Raw genomic sequence first — 17,400 nt, 5'->3', positions numbered from 1 at the left:
TGCAGCGCGCGCCCGCAATGGAGCCGGCCCATGACCCAGACACCGCCCCCCGCCTACCGACAGCATCCTCCCGCGCGACGCCGCCCGATCCGCGCGCTGGCCGGGCTCGCCGCGACCGCGCTGGCCGTGTCGGCCTATGCCAACCATCGCGCCGCCCTGCAGGCCGAGCGCGACAACCCGCCGCGTGGGCGGTTCCTCGATCTGCACGGCGTGCGGCTGCATTACCTCGACCGCGGCGACGGGCCGGTGCTGGTGCTGCTGCACGGCAATGGCAGCATGATCGAGGACTTCGTGGGCAGCGGCCTCGTGGCGCTGGCGGCACGGACGCATCGCGTCATCGTCTTCGACCGGCCCGGCTTTGGCCACAGCACCCGGCCGCGTGGCCGGGTCTGGAGCGCCGCCGCGCAGGCGGATCTGCTGCACGCGGCGCTGCGCCATCTCGGCGTGGCGCGGGCCACCGTGCTGGGCCATTCCTGGGGCTGCGCGGTGGCGGTGGCGCTGGCGCGACGCGACCCGGGCATGGTCGGGGCGCTGGTGCTGGCCGCCGGCTACCACTATCCGACGGCGCGGCCCGAGGTGATCGGCCTCTCTGCCCCGGCGGTCCCGGTGCTGGGCGACGCGCTGCGCTATACCATCTCCCCGACGCTGGCCCGGCTGATCTGGCCCCGGCTGATCCGCCGGATCTTCGCCCCCGCGCCGGTGGCGCCCGGTTTCGCCGCGTTCCCGCGTGAGATGGCGCTGCGCCCCTCGCAGCTGCGCGCCAGCGGCGCCGAGACCGCGATGATGATCCCGCAGGCCGCCGCCGCGCGTCACGGCTACCGCGAGCTGCATATGCCGGTGGAGATCATCGCCGGGGCGGATGACCGGGTGGTCGATTCCGAGTCGCAATCGGCGCGGCTGCACCGCGAGATCGAACAGAGCGGCTACACCGTGCTGCCGGGGGTGGGGCACATGGTCCACCAGACCGCGCCCGAGGCGGTGATGGCCGCGATCGAGCGGGCGGAAGGGCGCGCGGGCGCCGCGCGACCGGCTTGACCCGACCCCGACGCGCAGGGTCTATGGCGGCATGTCCAAGCCCGTGAACACATCGAAAACAGGGTCGGCACGCCGCCGCAGGCGCAAGGCCTCCGACACGCCGTCGAAGCCGGGCCGCCGGATCGCCCGGCTGCTGCTCTGGGCCGGGGCCGCTCTGGTCGGCGTCGCGGGGGCGCTGATCCTGCTGTTCTCGACCATGAACCCGCCGACCACGCCCTACATGCTCTCCGAGCGGGCCCGGCTGGGCGGGATCGCGCATGACTGGGTGCCGATGGAAGAGATTGCGCCGGTCATGGCCCGCGCTGCCGTCGCGGCGGAGGATGCGAATTTCTGCCTGCATTGGGGCCTCGACCTCAAGGCGATCCGGACCGCCATGGCGGCGGGCGGCAATCGCGGCGCCTCCACCATCAGCCAGCAGGTCGTCAAGAACGTGTTCCTCTGGCAGGGACGCAGCTGGCTGCGCAAGGCGCTCGAGGCCGGGCTGACCCCGCCCGTCGAGGCGGTCTGGACCAAGCGGCGCATCCTCGAGACCTATCTCAACGTCGCGGAGTTCGACGAGGGCGTGTTCGGTATCGGTCGCGCGGCGCCGCATTACTTCGGTGTCTCGGCGGCGCAGCTCTCCGACGTTCAGGCCGCCCGTCTCGCTGCGATCCTGCCCGATCCCAAGCGACGCTCGGCTGCCGATCCTTCCGATTTCGTGCGCCGGCGGGCCGCCGCCATCCTCGACGGCGCTGCAACGATCCGGCGCGACGGGCGCGACGACTGCTTCGAGTGACGCGCGCGGGATTGAAGCGGCGCCGCGCTTGCGGCAGATAGGGGGGCATGCAGAACAGCCGTCCCGCCGCACACCGCCTGTACCACTTCCCGCTCTCACCTTTCTCGCGGAAGGTGAGGCTCTCGCTCGCCGAGAAACGCATCGAGGTGGAGCTCGTCGAGGAGCGCTACTGGGAGCAGGACCCCGAATTCATGCGCCGCAACCCGGCCGGCAAGGTTCCGGTGCTCAAGCTCGGCAACCGGATGATGTCGGAAAGCACGGCGATCTGCGAATATCTCGAAGAGGTGCAGCCCGATCCGCCGCTGCTGCCGCAATCGGTCGAGGCCCGCTACGAGGTACGCCGTCTCGTCGGCTGGTTCGACGACAAGTTCAACCGCGAGGTGACCTCGAAGCTGCTCGGAGAGCGGGTCTTCAAGAAGGTCATGGGCGGTGGCTATCCCGACAGCACCAACGTCAAGGCCGGGGCGCGGGCGATCAAGTATCACCTCGACTACATGGCCTGGCTCCTGGATCAGCGCCGCTGGCTCGCGGGCAACGAGCTCAGCCTCGCCGATTTCGCCGCCGCGGCGCATCTGTCCTGCCTCGACTACATCTCGGACGTGGACTGGAACCGCTCCGAGACGGTCAAGGACTGGTACGCCAAGATCAAGTCGCGCCCGGCCTTCCGCTCGCTGCTGGCCGACCAGCTGCCGGGCTTTCCGCAGCCCTCGCATTACGCGGATCTCGATTTCTGAGGCCGGGCTTGGGGCCGGGGCCCCGAAGGCATAGCTGATGAGCATGGATGAGCAGGCGCTCAAGGACCGGCTGCGCGAGGCCGCGCTCGGCGAGGGATTCGCCGAGATGGGAATCTGCCGCCCCGACGCCATCCCCGAGGCTGCCGCGCGGCTCGCCACCTATGTGGGCGAGGGGCGGCACGGACAGATGGGCTGGATGGAGGAGCGCATGGGCTGGCGTGGCGACCCGGCCGCGCTCTGGCCCGAGGCACGCTCGGTCATCATGCTGGCCGAGGCCTACACGCCGCGACACGACCCGCTCGAGGTGCTGGAGCATCCTGAACGGGCGGCGATCAGCGTCTATGCCCATGGCCGCGACTACCATGACCTCGTCAAGAAACGGCTGAAACGGGTCGGACGCTGGCTTCTGGAGCAGTGTCCCGACGAGCAGATCAAGGTCTTCGTCGACACCGCGCCGGTGATGGAAAAGCCGCTGGCGCAGGCCGCTGGTCTCGGCTGGCAGGGCAAGCACACCAACCTTCTGGGCCGGACGGTCGGCAACTGGGTGTTTCTCGGCGCGATTTTTACCACGGTGGAGCTGCCGGTGGATGCGCCTGCGGCGGAGAAATGCGGCTCCTGCACGCGTTGCCTCGACATCTGCCCGACCAACGCCTTCCCGGCGCCGTTCCAGCTCGATGCGCGGCGCTGCATCTCCTACCTCACCATCGAGCACAAGGGACCGGTGCCCGAGGAATTCCGCGAGGCCCTGGGCAACCGGATCTATGGCTGCGACGACTGCCTCGCGGTCTGCCCGTGGAACAAGTTCGCGCAGGAAGCGACCGAGATGCGCTATTTCGGCAAGGTCGACGCGCCGCCGCTGGCCGACCTCGCGAAGCTCGACGATACTGCGTTTCGGGAGATGTTCTCGGGCAGTCCGATCAAGCGGATCGGCCGCGACCGTTTCCTGCGCAACGTCGCCTATGCCATCGGAAATTCCGGCGACCCAAGGCTGTTGCCTGTCGCCCGCGACCTCGCCGCCGAGCCGGATCCGACCCTGGCCGAGGCCGGTCAATGGGCCGTGAGGCGGCTGGAAGGGCAGGGGGAGGCGGCTAGCTCGGTGTCCTGACAAGCCCGAGGAGACCGACATGAAGACCACTTCGCCCTTCGTCGTCGCGGCGATCGCCGCCGTGATACCCGGCCTCGCCCTGGCCCAGAGCGACAATGGCAACGCCAGGCAGCCGGTCGACCGCGGCCCGGCCAACGCCGATTACCAGCCCGCCTTCCCCGAACAGGCCCGCGCGCCCAAGCTGGAGGCGACCGAGGTCGCCATCGAGACCTTCGCCGAGGGGCTGGAGCGCCCATGGGGCATCGCGCCGCTGCCCGGCGGCGGCTATCTCGTCACCGAGCGGCCCGGCCGGCTGCGCCACGTCTCGCCCGAGGGCGAGGTGCACGGCCCGATTTCCGGCCTGCCCGAGATCGACGCGCGCAAGCAGGGCGGTCTCCTCGACGTGACGCTGAGCCCCGACTTCGCCGCCGACCGCATGGTCTATTTCACCTATGCCAAGCCGGTCGATGGCGGCGTCGCCACCGCGGCCGCGCGCGGCACGCTTTCGGATGACATGACCGCGCTGGAGAACGTCGAGGACATCTTCGTCCAAGGCCCGCCCTCGGATGCACCGATGCATTACGGCTCGCGCATCACCTTCGACGGCGAGGGCCACGTCTTCATCACCACGGGCGAGCATTTCACCGACAAGAACCGCCAGCTCGCGCAGGAGCTCGACAACACCTATGGCAAGGTGGTGCGGCTCAACCCCGACGGCACTGTGCCCGAGGACAATCCCTTCGTCGGGCAGGAGGGCGAGGACGCGATCTGGTCCTATGGTCACCGCAACATCCAAGGCGCGGCGATCCAGCCCGCGACCGGCGACTACTGGACCATCGAGCATGGCCCCGCCGGCGGTGACGAGCTGAACCGACCAACGCCGGGTGCCAATTACGGCTGGCCCAAGGTGAGCTACGGCATCCGCTATGACGGCGACTCGGTGGGCATCGGCGAGCCACGTGCCGAGGGCATCGAGGAGCCGGTCTATTACTGGGACCCGGTAATTGCGCCGGGCGGCATGGCCTTCTACGAGGGCAACGCCTTCGAGGGTTGGGCGGGCGATCTGGTCATCGCCTCGCTCAACCCAGGCGAGGTGGTGCGCCTCGATATCGACGAGGAGGGCCGCGTCGTGGGCGAGGAGGCGCTTGCGGGCGGCAATGGCCGGGTGCGCGACGTGGAGATCGCGGAGGATGGCAGCGTGCTCTTCCTGATCGACAGCGAGGCCGGCGCGATCCTGCGCATGTCACCCAAGGGTTGAGTTCAGCGCCCCCGGCGGCGAATGGCCGGTGTCGGGGCGCCTCTCGAAAGATGCAGACCGAATCGGCCCGATCGGATAGGGTGCAAACCCACGATATCCCCAGAGGAGGAGATTTCGATGACCAAGCACGTGATCGACAGGCCCAAGGATCGCAGCGCGATCCGCGCGCGTGAATATGCCCGGATCGAGCATGAGGAGGCGCCGCACCGCGCCGTGCGGCGGGTGCATGCCCGCAGCCTCGGCGCACGTGGCGCGGCCCGGTTGCGCCAGTTCCTACGCATCGAGCGCGGTCACGAGGTCTGAGGACACCCATCCGGGGTGACGCATCCCGGACAAAACGCGCATCGGCGGGCCAGATCGCCCGCCGGTCGCTTGCTCCCAGGGTTGAGCGGTCTAGGGTCGCGGTGAAAGGATCACCCCATGACCCCTCCTGCCAGCCCGGTCACCGCGCCGCCGCAACAGCCCATGCGTGGCATCCTGTTCAAGGTTGCCTCGGTCTGCGTGTTTGTCGCCATGGCAGCGATCATCAAGGCGACCTCCGACGCGGTGCCGCCCGGCGAGGCCGTGTTCTTCCGATCCTTCTTCGCATTGCCGGTGATCATCGTCTGGCTGCTCTGGCGCGGCGAGCTGCGCCACGGCTTGGAGACGCCCAACCCGATGGGCCATCTGTGGCGCGGTCTCGTCGGTACCGCCGCCATGGGGCTGGGCTTCACCGCGCTGGGCTTGCTGCCCTTCCCCGAAGTGACCGCGATCGGCTATGCCGCGCCGCTGATGGTGGTGATCCTCGCCGCGATGTTCCTCGGCGAGGAAGTGCGCCTGTTCCGGCTTTCGGCAGTGGGAGCCGGGCTCGTCGGCGTGCTCATCGTCATGTCGCCGCGTCTGTCGGTGACCTCCGATCCGTTGAGTCTCGCCGAGACGCTGGGCGCGGTGGTGGCGCTGGGCGGCGCGCTCTGCGCCGCGCTGGCGCAGGTCTTCGTGCGCAAGCTCACCCGCAGCGAGGGCACGGCGGCGATCGTGTTCTGGTTCTCGATGACGGCGAGCGTGCTGGCGCTGCTGACGCTGCCCTTCGGCTGGGTGCTGCCCGCGCCGGGCACATTCGCGCTGCTGGTGCTGGCCGGGCTGCTCGGCGGGGTCGGACAGATCTTCCTGACGTCGAGCTATCGCTATGCCGACGCCTCGCTGATCGCGCCGTTCGAATACGCCTCGATGCTGCTGGCGCTGGGGGTCGGCTATGCGGTGTTCGACGAGGTGCCGACATGGACGATGCTGGCGGGCGCGGCGATCATCGTCAGCGCCGGCATCGCCATCATCTGGCGCGAACACCGGCTGGGGATCGAGCGCGGCCGCGGCCGCCGGGCGATGAGCCCGAACGGGTAGATCGGCGATGACCGCGATGGACGGCATGGAGTGGATCGCGGGCGCGCTCGGCCTCGTCGCCTTGTTTGTGCTGATGAACCTAGTGGGCTTCTTCTCCATGGCGAGTGACAAGCGGCGTGCCGAGCGCGGGCTGTGGCGCTGGCCCGAACGGCGTCTGTTGCGGATCGCCTTTTGGGGCGGCAGCCTCGGCACCCTGCTGGCGCAGCGCCACCTGCGCCACAAGACGCGCAAGCAGCCTTTCGCGCGGCACCTGAAGGTGATCCTCTGGACTCATGCCGTCCTCGTGCTGGCGCTCACCGTGGGGCTCGCGAGCCAGGCGCCGATGCGCCTCAAGACCAAGCAGGCGCTTGGTGCCGTCGCCATGGCGGTGGCGGGGATGGGGGCAGGGGTGGCCGAGGCTTGGCACGATGCGGAGCCGTCCGCGTCCGAACCCGCACCGGGCAAAACGGTCAAGATCAACCGCGGCCTGTGAGCGCAACGAAAAGGGGCGGCGCCTTGCGGCACCGCCCCTCCGTGTTCTGGCATTGAGTCTGGCTCAGGCGCGCACGAGCTTCTCGTAGCTCTCGGCGACGTCGCGGGTCAGCGCGCCGACCTCGAAATTGTAGTCGCCGATCTGGCCGACCGGCGTCACCTCGGCGGCGGTGCCGGTGAGCCAGCACTGCTCGAAGCTCTCGAGCTCCTCGGGCATGATGTGCCGCTCATGCACAGTGATGCCCTTTTCCTTGAGCATCGCGATGACGGTCTGACGGGTGATGCCGTTGAGGAAGCAATCGGCGAGCGGCGTGTGCACCTCGCCATCCTTGACGAAGAACATGTTGGCGCCGGTGGCCTCGGCCACGTAGCCGCGATAGTCGAACATCATCGCGTCCGAGCAGCCCTTGGCCTCGGCGGCGTGCTTGGACATGGTGCAGATCATGTAGAGACCCGCCGCCTTGGCCTGCGAGGGCGCGGTCTCGGGCGAGGGGCGCTTCCACTTGGCGATGTCGAGCTTGGCGCCCTTCATCTTGGCGTCGCCGTAATAGCTGCCCCATTCCCACGCGGCGATCGCCATGCGGACGGGGTTGCGCAAGCTCGCCACGCCCATGTCGGGGCCGGCGCCGCGCCAGGCCAGCGCGCGCACATAGGCGTCGGACCAGCCATTGGCCTCGAGCACCGCGTATTTCGCCGCCTCGATTTCCTCGACCGCGTAGGGGATCTCGAAATCCAGGAGCTCGGCCGATTTCCGCAGGCGGTGCGAATGCTCGACGCCCTTGAAGATCTTGCCGTTATAGGCGCGCTCGCCCTCGAACACCGAAGAGGCGTAATGCAGCGCGTGGGTCAGGATGTGCACCCGGGCATCGCGCCATTCCACCAGCTGGCCGTCGAGCCAGATCTTTCCGTCGCGATCGTCGTAGCCGCCGGCCATGGCGTGCCTCCCTGTCAACTTATCCCGCGCTGTTCCGGACGTTGCGACCGAAAATTGCGCCCTATGGGGCAGATCGCTACCGCTTCGCCCTTGGAATGTCAACAAGGCTGACGTATTGTGACCCGAAGACGGCGACCGAAGGGATCACGACGCATGGCCGAGGGACCGGCACCGCAGGGCGGGTCGAGCCTGCTCTTCCTGACGGATGAGCAGCTGAGGAAAGGCATAGAGGCGATGTTTTTCGCTTATCGCGGCTTTACCTCCGACCCCGATCGCATCCTTGAGGGGCGCGAGATGGGGCGTGCCCATCACCGTGCGATCCATTTCATTCATCGCTCCCCGGGGACCACGGTGTCAAACCTGATGGCACTCTTGGGTGTCACCAAGCAGTCCTTGAACCGGGTGCTGCGGGCGCTGATCGCCGAAGGGCTGGTCGAGGCGCGGGTGGGCCGTCGGGATCGCCGCGAACGGCATCTCTACCTGACCGAGGCCGGCGCCGCGCTGGAGCGCGAGCTGTCGGACGCCCAGCGCGAGCGGATGCGGGCTGCCTACCGGATGGCCGGCCCGGTGGCCGTGGCCGGGTTTCGGCAGGTGCTCGAGGCAATGATGGACGAGGAGAGCCGCCGCCACTACGAGGCGCTGGCCGGAAAGGGCGGCTGATGAGCGAACTGGCGCACCTCCTGGTCGTGGATGACGACGTCCGTCTCCGCGGTCTGTTGCAGAAATTCCTGATCCGGCACGGCTATCTCGTCACCGGGGCGCGCGATGCGGGCCATGCGCGGCGGCTGCTCGAAGGGCTGGAATTCGACCTCATCGTGCTCGACGTGATGATGCCCGGCGAGGACGGCATTTCCCTGTGCCGGTCCCTGCGCGAGAGTCTGCCGGTGCCGATCCTGCTGCTCACCGCGCGCGGCGAGACCGAGGACCGGATCACCGGGCTCGAAGCGGGGGCCGACGATTACCTCGCCAAGCCCTTCGATCCCAAGGAGCTGCTGCTCAGGATCAACGCCGTGCTGCGCCGCCAGCCGATCCCCGAACCGGCCGAGCGACCGGCGACGCTCGACCTCGGCGCGGTGCGCTACGACGTGGCGCGTGGCGAGATGTGGGAGGGCGAGACGCGGATCCGCCTGACCGCGACCGAATCGCAGCTGATGCGGATCTTTGCCGCCCGGCCCGGCGAGGCGGTGACCCGCGCCCAGTTGGTGGAGGAGTTGGGCCGTGGCGACGGCCAAAGCCAGGAACGCGCGGTCGACGTGCAGATCACCCGGCTGCGGCGCAAGTTCGAGGCCGACCCGCGCCAGCCCCGCTACCTGCAGACGGTGCGCGGCGAAGGCTACATGCTGGCGCCCGACTGACCCGATCCACCACTCCGGGGCAGGGCGGCCCGGCCACGCCATTCGTCGGGTCCCCGGCGGCCCCCGCGCCGCACGCGCGACGGTGATCGGGACGCGCTTGCGCCCGTCCGCGTTCTGCGATTGCCTGCGGGGATGACCACAGCGCTTCTCACCCATCACGACGGCTTCGACCACGATACGCCGCCCGGTCACCCCGAGCAGGTGGCGCGGCTCGACGCGGTGTTGAGCGCCCTCGAGACCATGGACCTGCTGCGCATCAAGGCGCCGCTTGCCGCCGAGGCGGACCTGCTGCGGGTGCACCCGAAATCCTATCTCGACGATCTGCGCGCCGACACGCCCGAGCATGGCCGTCGTCAGATCGACGCCGACACGTGGCTCTCGCCCGGCAGCCTCGGCGCGGCCTGGCGCGCGGCGGGGGCTGCCATCCAGGCGGTCGATCTCGTGCTGACGGGCGAGGCGGCCAACGCCTTCTGCGCGATGCGCCCGCCCGGCCATCATGCCGAAACCGAGACCGCGATGGGGTTCTGCCTGTTGGGCAACGTCGCGGCGGCGGCGAAGCACGCGCTCGATCATCACGGGCTGAGCCGCGTGGCGATCATTGATTTCGACGTGCATCACGGCAATGGCACACAAGACCTCGTGGAGGACGACCCGCGCATCCTGTTCTGCTCGACCCACGAGATGCCGCTCTACCCGGGCACCGGCGATCCATCGGACACCGGGCCGCATGACACGGTGGTCAACGTGGCGCTGCGCGCGGGCTGCGACGGGGCGGGGATGCTGGCAGCACTGGAGGAGAAGGTGTTCCCGCGCGTCGTGGCGCACCGGCCCGGGCTGATCCTCGTCTCGGCCGGGTTCGACGCGCATCGCGACGATCCGCTAGCCGGGCTGATGCTCGAGGCCGAGGATTTCGCAAAGGTCACGGCGCGGATCTGCGATCTGGCGGCGGATCTGTGCTCGGGGCGCGTGGTCTCCGCTCTCGAAGGCGGTTATGACCTCGGGGCGCTGGCGGACTGCGCTGCCGCGCATGTCTCAATCTTGGAGGAACGCGGACGATGAGCGACAGACCCGTCGAGGAGATGAGCTTCGAGGAGGCGATCCGGGAGCTGGAGCAGGTGGTGGGCCAGCTTGAGCGCGGCGATGTCGCCCTCGACCAGTCCATCGCGCTCTACCAGCGCGGCGACGCGCTCAAGAAGCGCTGCGAGAAGCAGCTTGCCGAGGCCGAGGAAAAGGTGGCCCGGATCACCCAGGGACCCGACGGCCAGGCCCAGGGCACCGCGCCGCTCGATGGCTGAGGCGTTCCGCGCGGCGCTGGCGGCGGCAGCGCGCGAGACCCAGGACGTGCTGCGCGAGCGGCTCGCCACGCATGACCTGCCGGTGGCCCGGGCGATGGAGCACGCGGTGACGGGCGGCAAGGGGCTGCGGGGTTTCCTCGTTCTCGAGGGGGCGCGGCTGCACGATGTGGCACGCGAGGCGGCACGGCTTCCGGCCGCCGGGATCGAGGCGCTGCACGCCTACAGCCTCGTGCATGACGACCTGCCGGCGATGGATGACGACGATCTGCGACGTGGCCAGCCCACCGTGCATGTCGCCTGGGACGAGGCGACCGCGATCCTCGCCGGCGATGCGCTGCAGAGCCTCGCATTCGAGCTTTGCGCCGACCCGCTGGTCGGCCCGCACCGCGCCGATCTGTGCCTCGCGCTGGCGCGGGCAGGCGGCATCGCGGGCATGGTCGGCGGGCAGGCCCGCGACATCATGGCCGAGACCAGCGAGACGCCGCTCAACCTCGCGCGGATCACTGAGCTGCAGCAGGGCAAGACCGGCGCGCTGATCCGCTGGTCGGCCGAGGCCGGTGCGGTGATGGCGGGTGCCGATGCCGGGCCGCTCGGTCGCTATGCCCAGGCGCTGGGCCTTGCCTTCCAGATCGCCGACGACATCCTTGATGTGGAGGGCGACGCCGCCAAGATGGGCAAGGCCGCCCGCAAGGATGCGGCCGCCGGCAAGGCGACCTTCGTGTCGCTGCTTGGCCTCGATGCGGCCAAGGCCCGCGCGGCGGAGTTGGTGGAGGCGGCCTGTGACGCGCTGTCGCCCTATGGTGCCGCGGCCGGAACCTTGCGCGAGACAGCACGCTTCGTTATCGCGCGCGAGAGCTGAGAGAGGGGCCGTCATGTCCGAGACCACGCCGAACCGCCCCATCACCCCGATCCTCGACCGGGTGAAGATCCCTGCCGACATGAAGCGGCTGAGCGATTCCGAGCTGCGCCGCCTTGCCGACGAGCTGCGCGCCGAGACGATCTCGGCGGTCAGCGAGACCGGCGGTCATCTGGGCGCGGGGCTTGGCGTGGTCGAGCTGACCGTGGCGCTGCATGCGGTGTTCGACACGCCGCGCGACCGGCTGATCTGGGACGTGAGCCACCAGTCCTATCCCCACAAGATCCTGACCGGACGGCGCGATCGGATCCGCACGCTGCGCCAGAAGGACGGGCTGTCGGGCTTCACCAAGCGCTCGGAATCTCCCTACGATCCGTTCGGCACCGCGCATAGCTCGACCTCGATCTCGGCGGCGCTGGGCATGGCCGTGGCGCGCGATCTCGGCGGGCGCGGGCTCGAGGGCGAGAGCGTCGGCGACTGCATCGCGGTGATCGGCGATGGCGCGATGAGCGCGGGCATGGCCTATGAGGCGATGAACAATGCCGGCCATCTGGGCAAGCGGTTGATCGTCATCCTCAACGACAACGAGATGTCGATCGCGCCCCCGGTGGGCGCGATGTCCTCCTATCTCTCGCGGCTCTATGCCGGCGCGCCGTTCCAAGAGTTCAAGGCGCTGGCCAAGGGCGCGGTGAGCTTTCTGCCGCCGCCGTTCCAGGAGGGCGCAAAGCGGGCCAAGGACGTGTTCAAGCACATGACCGTCGGCGGCACGCTGTTCGAGGAGCTGGGCTTCTCCTATATCGGCCCCATCGACGGGCACGACATGGATCAGCTGCTGTCGGTGCTGCGGCTGGTGCACAGCCGCGCCGGCGGGCCGGTGCTGATCCATGCCATCACCCAGAAGGGCAAGGGCTACGGCCCCGCCGAGGCCGCCTCAGACAAGGGTCATGCGACGGCGAAGTTCGACGTCGTCTCGGGCACGCAGGCCAAAGCCAAGAGCAATGCGCCATCCTACACCTCGGTGTTTTCGGACAGCCTCGTCAAACTGGCGGAGAAGGACGACAAGATCGTCGCCGTCACCGCGGCCATGCCCGACGGCACGGGGCTCGCGCGGTTCATGGATCGTTACGCGAGCCGCTGCTTCGATGTCGGCATCGCCGAACAGCATGCCGTGACCTTCGCCGCAGGTCTCGCGGCTGGCGGCATGAAGCCGTTCTGCGCGATCTATTCGACCTTCCTGCAGCGCGGCTACGACCAGGTGGTGCATGACGTCGCGATCCAGCGTCTGCCGGTACGCTTCGCGATCGATCGCGCCGGGCTCGTCGGCGCGGACGGCGCAACCCATGCCGGCAGCTTCGATATCGGCTTCATGGCGAACCTGCCGGGCATGGTGGTGATGGCCGCTGCCGACGAGGCGGAGCTTACCCGGATGGTCGCCACCGCCGCCGCGCATGATGAAGGCCCGATCGCCTTCCGCTTCCCGCGGGGTGAGGGCGTCGGGGTGGAGATCCCGGCTGAGGCGGAGCCGCTGGAGATCGGCAAGGGCCGGATCGTGCAGGAGGGAAGCCGGGTTGCGATCCTGTCCTTCGGCACCCGGCTGTCGGAAGTGGTCAAGGCCGCCGAGGCGCTCTCGGCACGCGGCATCACCCCCACCATTGCCGATGCGCGTTTCGCCAAGCCGCTGGACCGCGAGATGATCCTGCAGCTCGCCGAGGATCACGAGGCGCTGATCACCATCGAGGAAGGGGCGGTCGGTGGCTTCGGCAGCCACGTCGCGCAGCTTCTCTCCAACGAGGGTGTGTTCGATGCCGGGCTGAAGTTCCGCTCCATGGTGCTGCCCGACATCTTCATCGATCAGGCCAGCCCGGCCGACATGTACGAGATCGCCGGACTTTCGGCGCGGCACATCGAGGAGAAGGTGCTCTCGGTGCTGGGCGTCGAGGTGATCGGCAAGCGCGCCTGAGACGCGCTCAGCCTTCTTCCTTCAGCAGCGCGGCCAGTCCCGAACGGTAATCGGGATGGATCAGCGTCACGCCGAGCTCGTCCTTGATCCGGTCGTTCCGGACCTTCTTCGACTCGGCGTAGAAGCTGCGCGCCATCGGCGTCATCTCGGCTTCCTCGAACGGCACTTCGGGCGGCACCGGCAGGCCGAGCAACTCTGCAGCATGGGCGATGACATCCTGCGGCGGGGCGGGGTCATCGTCGCACAGGTTATAGATCGCGCCGGGGTTCGGGCGGTCGATAGAGGCCTTCAGCACCTGCGCGATGTCATCAACATGGATGCGGCTGAAGACCTGTCCCTGCTTCACGATGCGCCGCGCCGTGCCCTGTCGCACCTTTTCGAACGGGCCGCGTCCGGGGCCGTAGATGCCCGCGAGGCGAAAGATGTGCAACGGCAAGCCGGGGGCCGCTTGCCACGCCGCCTCGGCCTCGACCCGCGCCTGCCCGCGCCGGGTCGCCGGGCGCAGCTCGCTTGTCTCGTCGACCCAATCGCCGTCTCGGTCGCCATAGACGCCGGTGGTCGAGAGATAGCCGACCCATTCGAAGCGCTCGGCGCGCGCGGCGATGGCGTCGCGCCACTCGCGCAGCACCGGGTCGCCATCGGCGTCGGGCGCGGCGGAGATCAACAGATGCGTCGCGGCGTCGAGCGCCTGCGTCAGGTCGGAGCCGGGCCAGATCGTGGGCTCGACCCCTTCGGCGCGCAACGCATCGGCCTTCTCGACCGAACGGGTGGTGCCGATGACGCGCCAGTCATCGGGCAGGAGGCGGGCGAGGGCACGGGCGGAATAGCCGTGGCCGAAGGAGAGAAGCGTCTTCATCGGGTTTATGTGCCCGATGCCGGGCTAGCGGTCCAGCAGCGCGAGGGTCCGTTCGTCAGGACCGTCATAGAAGGCGTCGAGGATTTCGGCGAAGACGGGGTCGGCGCCGGGCTGTGCGGCGAAGAGCGTGGCGGAGCTTCTGAGCTTCAACGCGTCGATGCCCCCGAGGATCTCCTCGGGCGCGTGGCCACGATGCGCGAGCATGGCGCGCGAGATTTCAACCAGCCGGGGCCCGAGGGACGGGTGGGCCAGATAGGCCCGCGCCTCTGCCGCATCCGCGATGCCGTAATGCTGTGCCATCGGCGAATGGCCGAGCCCTTTGAGCTGCGGCCAGATGTACCACATCCAGTGGCTGCGCTTGCGGCCGGCTTCGATCTCGGACAGCGCGGTGGCGTAGCTGCCTTTCTGGGCCTCGACGAAGCGCTCGAGGCTCATGACAGCAGCCTCAGCAGCGCGCGTTCGGCTTGCCGCAGGCCGGCGGTTTCGGGCAGGTCCTCTAACAGCGCCATGCGCTCTTCGGCATCCGCCTCGTGCAGCGCGATGACCTTGGGGTGGATGTAACTGTTGCGGGCGATGGTCGGCGTGTTGTGCAGCCGTTCGGCGGCGGCCTCGCTCATGCCCTTGATGGTCAGCTCCTCTTCGCGGATCGCGCAGGCCAGTGCCGCCTCGGAGCCCGCCCAAGTGCGGAAGGTCTTGGCAGTGATGTGGTCCGATCCGGTGATTTCGGCGAGCCGCTCGTTGACCTGCCCGGAGGAGACCGCGCGCGGCGTCCCGTCCTCGTCGATCCAGCCGATCAGCTCCTTGCCCGGCAGGTCGTGCAGCTGCTCCAGCACCTTCATCAGAGACTTGTCCTTGAGCTTGCGGTTCACCTTCTTGTTGCCCTTGGCGGTGTAGCGCAGCCGCATTTCGCCGCCATCGAGCCGGATATGCCGGCCCGTCAGGGTGGTCGCGCCGTAGGTCCGGTTTTCGGTCGCGTATTCGGGATTGCCGACCCGGATCGACACCCGGTCGATCAGCGCCAGCACGGCGGCGATGGCGAAGTCCAACTCGCCCGCTTCGCCCGACAGGTCGCGGCGGATACGGCGGCGGATGGCGGGCAGGGCCTCACCGAATTCGGCGAGGTGGTCGAACTTGTGCGCTTCGCGCCAGGCCCGCCAGTCCGGGTGGTAGCGATACTGCTTGCGTTCGCGCGTGTCGTGCCCGGTGGCCTGCAGGTGGCCATGCGGCTTGGGGCAGATCCAGACCTTCTCATAGGCGGGCGGGACGGCCAGTGCTTCGATGCGCTTGCGCTCGGGGCCGCGCTCGATGGTGGTGCCGTCGGGGGCCGTGTAGCTAAAGCCACGCCCGCAGCGGCGGCGCGCGATGCCAGGCTCTGAATCGGGATAATAGACGAGCTGGGCGGGGGGTGGCATGGGCTAGGTCTCCTCGGGCGCGCAACGCCAATTGCGCGCAGCCCGTTCCCGGCAGGGCGATCACACTCCCGCGCGCCCCACGGCCCGCGTTCCTCAAATACCCATCCTAAGCGGCCGCGGTCGGCGGTCGGGCGGAGCCTCCCGCGCCAGCGGTTCGGCGGGGTTGCGGCGGATCGCGGCTTGGTATGAAATCCACAGATGGAACATCCGATCAGATCTTGGGCCGAGCTTGCCCCCCGTCTCGTCGCCGTGGCCGCGGGCCGCGAGGCCGCCGATCTCGTGATCCGCGGCGGCCGTCTCGTCAACGTGCAGAGCCGCGAGATCCTCGATGGCTGGGAGGTGGCGGTCGCCGGCGGCCGCTTCGCCTATGTCGGTCCCGATGCGAGCCATTGCATCGGCGAGGGCACCGAGGTGGTGGACGCCGCCGACCGCTTCCTGATCCCTGGCCTGATCGACGCGCATATGCATATCGAGAGTGGCATGCTGACGCCTGCGGAATTCGCCGCCGCCGTGATCCCGCACGGCACCACGACGATGTTCACCGATCCGCACGAGATCGCCAACGTGCTGGGCCTCGATGGTGTTCGGATGATGCATGACGAGGCGCTGATGCAGCCCGTCAACATCTTCACCCAGATGCCCAGCTGCGCGCCCTCGGCACCGGGGCTGGAGACGACGGGCCACGAGATCAGCCCCGAGGATGTGGCCGAGGCGATGTCTTGGCCCGGCATCGTGGGCTTGGGCGAGATGATGAACTACCCGGGCGTGGTCGCGGGCGACCCCAAGATGCTCGCAGAGATCGCCGCCACTATGCGCGCTGGCAAGACGGTGGGCGGTCATTACGCGAGCCCGGACCGGGGCGTGCCGTTCCACGCCTATGTCGCGGGCGGCCCGGCCGACGATCACGAGGGCACGCGCGAGCAGGACGCGATCGACCGGGTGCGGCAGGGCATGCGCTCGATGCTGCGGCTGGGCTCGGCCTGGTACGACGTGGAGAGCCAGATCACGGCGGTCACCGAGAGGGGCCTCGACCCGCGCAACTTCGTGCTGTGCACCGATGACTGCCATTCCGGCACGCTGGTCAATGACGGCCACATGGACCGGGTGGTACGCCACGCCATCGAATGCGGCTGCAACCCGGTGGTGGCGCTGCAGATGGCGACGATCAACTCGGCCACGCATTTCGGCATGGAGCGCGAGTTGGGGAGCATCGCGCCCGGGCGCCGCGCCGACGTCATCCTGACCTCGGACCTCGCCACCCTGCCGATCGAGACGGTCTTCGCGCGCGGCGTGCTCGTGGCCGAAGATGGTGACCTGCGTGTTACATGCCCGCATTACGACTGGCCCGAAAGCGCACGGCAGACCGTGCATCTGGGCCGGGAGCTGATCGCGGATGATTTCAGACTGTCGGCGCCCGAGGGGGCCGAAACGGTGCGGGCGCGGGTGATCGGCGTGGTCGAGAACCAGGCCCCGACCCGCGCGCTGGTCCGCGAACTGCCGGTCGAGGACGGCGCGGTGATGCCCGCCGGGCTGGTGGCGCGGATCGCGCTGGTCGAGCGCCATCGCGGCACTGGCGGGGTCGTGAACGGCTTCGTCGAGGGCTTCGGCTACGAGGGACGAATGGCGATCGCCTCCACCGTCGCGCATGACAGCCACCACATGATCGTCGTCGGCACCGATGCCGAGATGATGGCCCGGGCCGCGAACCGGCTGGGCGAGGTCGGCGGCGGCGTCACGGTCTGGCGCGACGGCGCCGAACAGGCGCTGGTGCGGCTGCCGATCGCGGGGCTGATGTCGGACGCCCCGGCGCGTGACGTCGCGGCCTCGGCCGATGGCATGGTCGCGGCGATGCGCGACGCTGGCTGCACCCTCAACAATGCCTACATGCAGCATTCGCTGCTCGCGCTCGTGGTGATACCCGAGCTGCGCATATCGGATCTCGGGCTGGTGGACGTCACCCGCTTCGAGATTACGACACCATTCGAGGGACAGGACTGA

The 17,400-nt window shown here is 69.0% G+C and carries 19 protein-coding genes; 15 read left to right on the top strand and 4 right to left on the bottom strand.

The window, feature by feature from the left end:
• Positions 1-30 precede the first annotated feature (30 nt).
• The 8 genes from T8T21_RS10745 (at position 31) to T8T21_RS10710 (ending at position 6,735) form a co-directional block, all read left to right on the top strand.
• Positions 31-1,035, top strand: a complete 1,005-nt coding sequence (locus T8T21_RS10745; protein WP_322335584.1) for an alpha/beta fold hydrolase — start codon at positions 31-33, stop codon at positions 1,033-1,035.
• 31 nt (positions 1,036-1,066) lie between these two features.
• On the top strand, positions 1,067-1,810 hold the full coding sequence (mtgA, locus tag T8T21_RS10740) for a monofunctional biosynthetic peptidoglycan transglycosylase (protein ID WP_183470431.1): 744 nt from the start codon (positions 1,067-1,069) through the stop codon (positions 1,808-1,810).
• A gap of 47 nt (positions 1,811-1,857) precedes the next feature.
• On the top strand, positions 1,858-2,544 hold the full coding sequence (gene fzlA / locus T8T21_RS10735; RefSeq protein WP_183470433.1) for an FtsZ-binding protein FzlA: 687 nt from the start codon (positions 1,858-1,860) through the stop codon (positions 2,542-2,544).
• Between the two features lie 43 nt (positions 2,545-2,587).
• Positions 2,588-3,649 carry a tRNA epoxyqueuosine(34) reductase QueG gene (queG, locus tag T8T21_RS10730; protein ID WP_407660132.1) on the top strand — a complete coding sequence of 354 codons (1,062 nt, stop codon included), beginning with the start codon at positions 2,588-2,590 and terminating at the stop codon, positions 3,647-3,649.
• Between the two features lie 19 nt (positions 3,650-3,668).
• The gene (locus T8T21_RS10725; protein ID WP_322335582.1) at positions 3,669-4,886 is read left to right on the top strand and encodes a PQQ-dependent sugar dehydrogenase; all 1,218 of its coding nucleotides are present in this window, start codon (positions 3,669-3,671) and stop codon (positions 4,884-4,886) included.
• A gap of 117 nt (positions 4,887-5,003) precedes the next feature.
• Entirely contained in the window at positions 5,004-5,189 is a 186-nt protein-coding gene (locus tag T8T21_RS10720) for a hypothetical protein (RefSeq protein WP_183470437.1), read from the top strand.
• Positions 5,190-5,306: 117 nt separating this feature from the next.
• Positions 5,307-6,263 carry a DMT family transporter gene (locus T8T21_RS10715; RefSeq protein ID WP_322335581.1) on the top strand — a complete coding sequence of 319 codons (957 nt, stop codon included), beginning with the start codon at positions 5,307-5,309 and terminating at the stop codon, positions 6,261-6,263.
• Positions 6,264-6,270: 7 nt separating this feature from the next.
• Complete coding sequence (locus T8T21_RS10710) at positions 6,271-6,735, top strand: DUF1294 domain-containing protein (RefSeq protein ID WP_322335580.1); 465 nt, start codon at positions 6,271-6,273, stop codon at positions 6,733-6,735.
• A 63-nt stretch (positions 6,736-6,798) separates the two neighbouring features.
• On the opposite strand, the gene T8T21_RS10705 is transcribed toward T8T21_RS10710, so the two are convergent.
• On the bottom strand, positions 6,799-7,668 hold the full coding sequence (locus tag T8T21_RS10705) for a branched-chain amino acid aminotransferase (RefSeq protein ID WP_322335579.1): 870 nt from the start codon (positions 7,666-7,668) through the stop codon (positions 6,799-6,801).
• Positions 7,669-7,821: 153 nt separating this feature from the next.
• On the opposite strand from T8T21_RS10705, the gene T8T21_RS10700 reads away from it, so the two are divergent.
• The 6 genes from T8T21_RS10700 (at position 7,822) to dxs (ending at position 13,134) form a co-directional block, all read left to right on the top strand.
• Positions 7,822-8,328, top strand: a complete 507-nt coding sequence (locus tag T8T21_RS10700; RefSeq protein WP_183470443.1) for a MarR family winged helix-turn-helix transcriptional regulator — start codon at positions 7,822-7,824, stop codon at positions 8,326-8,328.
• A complete protein-coding gene (locus tag T8T21_RS10695) occupies positions 8,328-9,023 on the top strand; it encodes a response regulator (protein ID WP_183470445.1) in 696 nt (231 codons plus the stop codon). Before T8T21_RS10700 ends, T8T21_RS10695 begins: the two co-directional genes overlap by 1 nt.
• Before the next feature lie 132 nt (positions 9,024-9,155).
• Complete coding sequence (locus T8T21_RS10690; protein ID WP_322335578.1) at positions 9,156-10,082, top strand: histone deacetylase family protein; 927 nt, start codon at positions 9,156-9,158, stop codon at positions 10,080-10,082.
• Entirely contained in the window at positions 10,079-10,318 is a 240-nt protein-coding gene (locus tag T8T21_RS10685) for an exodeoxyribonuclease VII small subunit (RefSeq protein ID WP_183470450.1), read from the top strand. Before T8T21_RS10690 ends, T8T21_RS10685 begins: the two co-directional genes overlap by 4 nt.
• Positions 10,311-11,177 carry a polyprenyl synthetase family protein gene (locus tag T8T21_RS10680; protein ID WP_322335577.1) on the top strand — a complete coding sequence of 289 codons (867 nt, stop codon included), beginning with the start codon at positions 10,311-10,313 and terminating at the stop codon, positions 11,175-11,177. The genes T8T21_RS10685 and T8T21_RS10680 overlap by 8 nt, the downstream gene beginning before the upstream one ends.
• 13 nt (positions 11,178-11,190) lie before the next feature.
• Positions 11,191-13,134 carry a 1-deoxy-D-xylulose-5-phosphate synthase gene (dxs, locus tag T8T21_RS10675; RefSeq protein ID WP_322335576.1) on the top strand — a complete coding sequence of 648 codons (1,944 nt, stop codon included), beginning with the start codon at positions 11,191-11,193 and terminating at the stop codon, positions 13,132-13,134.
• A gap of 7 nt (positions 13,135-13,141) precedes the next feature.
• On the opposite strand, the gene T8T21_RS10670 is transcribed toward dxs, so the two are convergent.
• From T8T21_RS10670 to T8T21_RS10660, 3 genes are read right to left on the bottom strand one after another with little or no spacing between them, the layout of a single operon-like run.
• On the bottom strand, positions 13,142-13,990 hold the full coding sequence (locus T8T21_RS10670; protein ID WP_322335575.1) for an SDR family oxidoreductase: 849 nt from the start codon (positions 13,988-13,990) through the stop codon (positions 13,142-13,144).
• 24 nt (positions 13,991-14,014) lie between these two features.
• Positions 14,015-14,425: a DUF1810 domain-containing protein gene (locus T8T21_RS10665; RefSeq protein WP_322335574.1), complete on the bottom strand. Its 411-nt coding sequence runs from the start codon at positions 14,423-14,425 to the stop codon at positions 14,015-14,017.
• On the bottom strand, positions 14,422-15,402 hold the full coding sequence (locus T8T21_RS10660; protein WP_322335573.1) for a DNA topoisomerase IB: 981 nt from the start codon (positions 15,400-15,402) through the stop codon (positions 14,422-14,424). Before T8T21_RS10660 ends, T8T21_RS10665 begins: the two co-directional genes overlap by 4 nt.
• Positions 15,403-15,600: 198 nt before the next feature.
• Here T8T21_RS10660 and T8T21_RS10655 point away from each other — a divergent pair, with 198 nt between their 5' ends.
• Complete coding sequence (locus T8T21_RS10655) at positions 15,601-17,400, top strand: adenine deaminase (RefSeq protein ID WP_322335572.1); 1,800 nt, start codon at positions 15,601-15,603, stop codon at positions 17,398-17,400.

The organism is Limimaricola variabilis, assembly GCF_034371605.1.
Classification (GTDB): domain Bacteria; phylum Pseudomonadota; class Alphaproteobacteria; order Rhodobacterales; family Rhodobacteraceae; genus Limimaricola; species Limimaricola variabilis.
The sequence above is the reverse complement of the archived record's forward strand: the minus strand, read 5'-3'. Positions and strand labels throughout refer to the sequence as shown.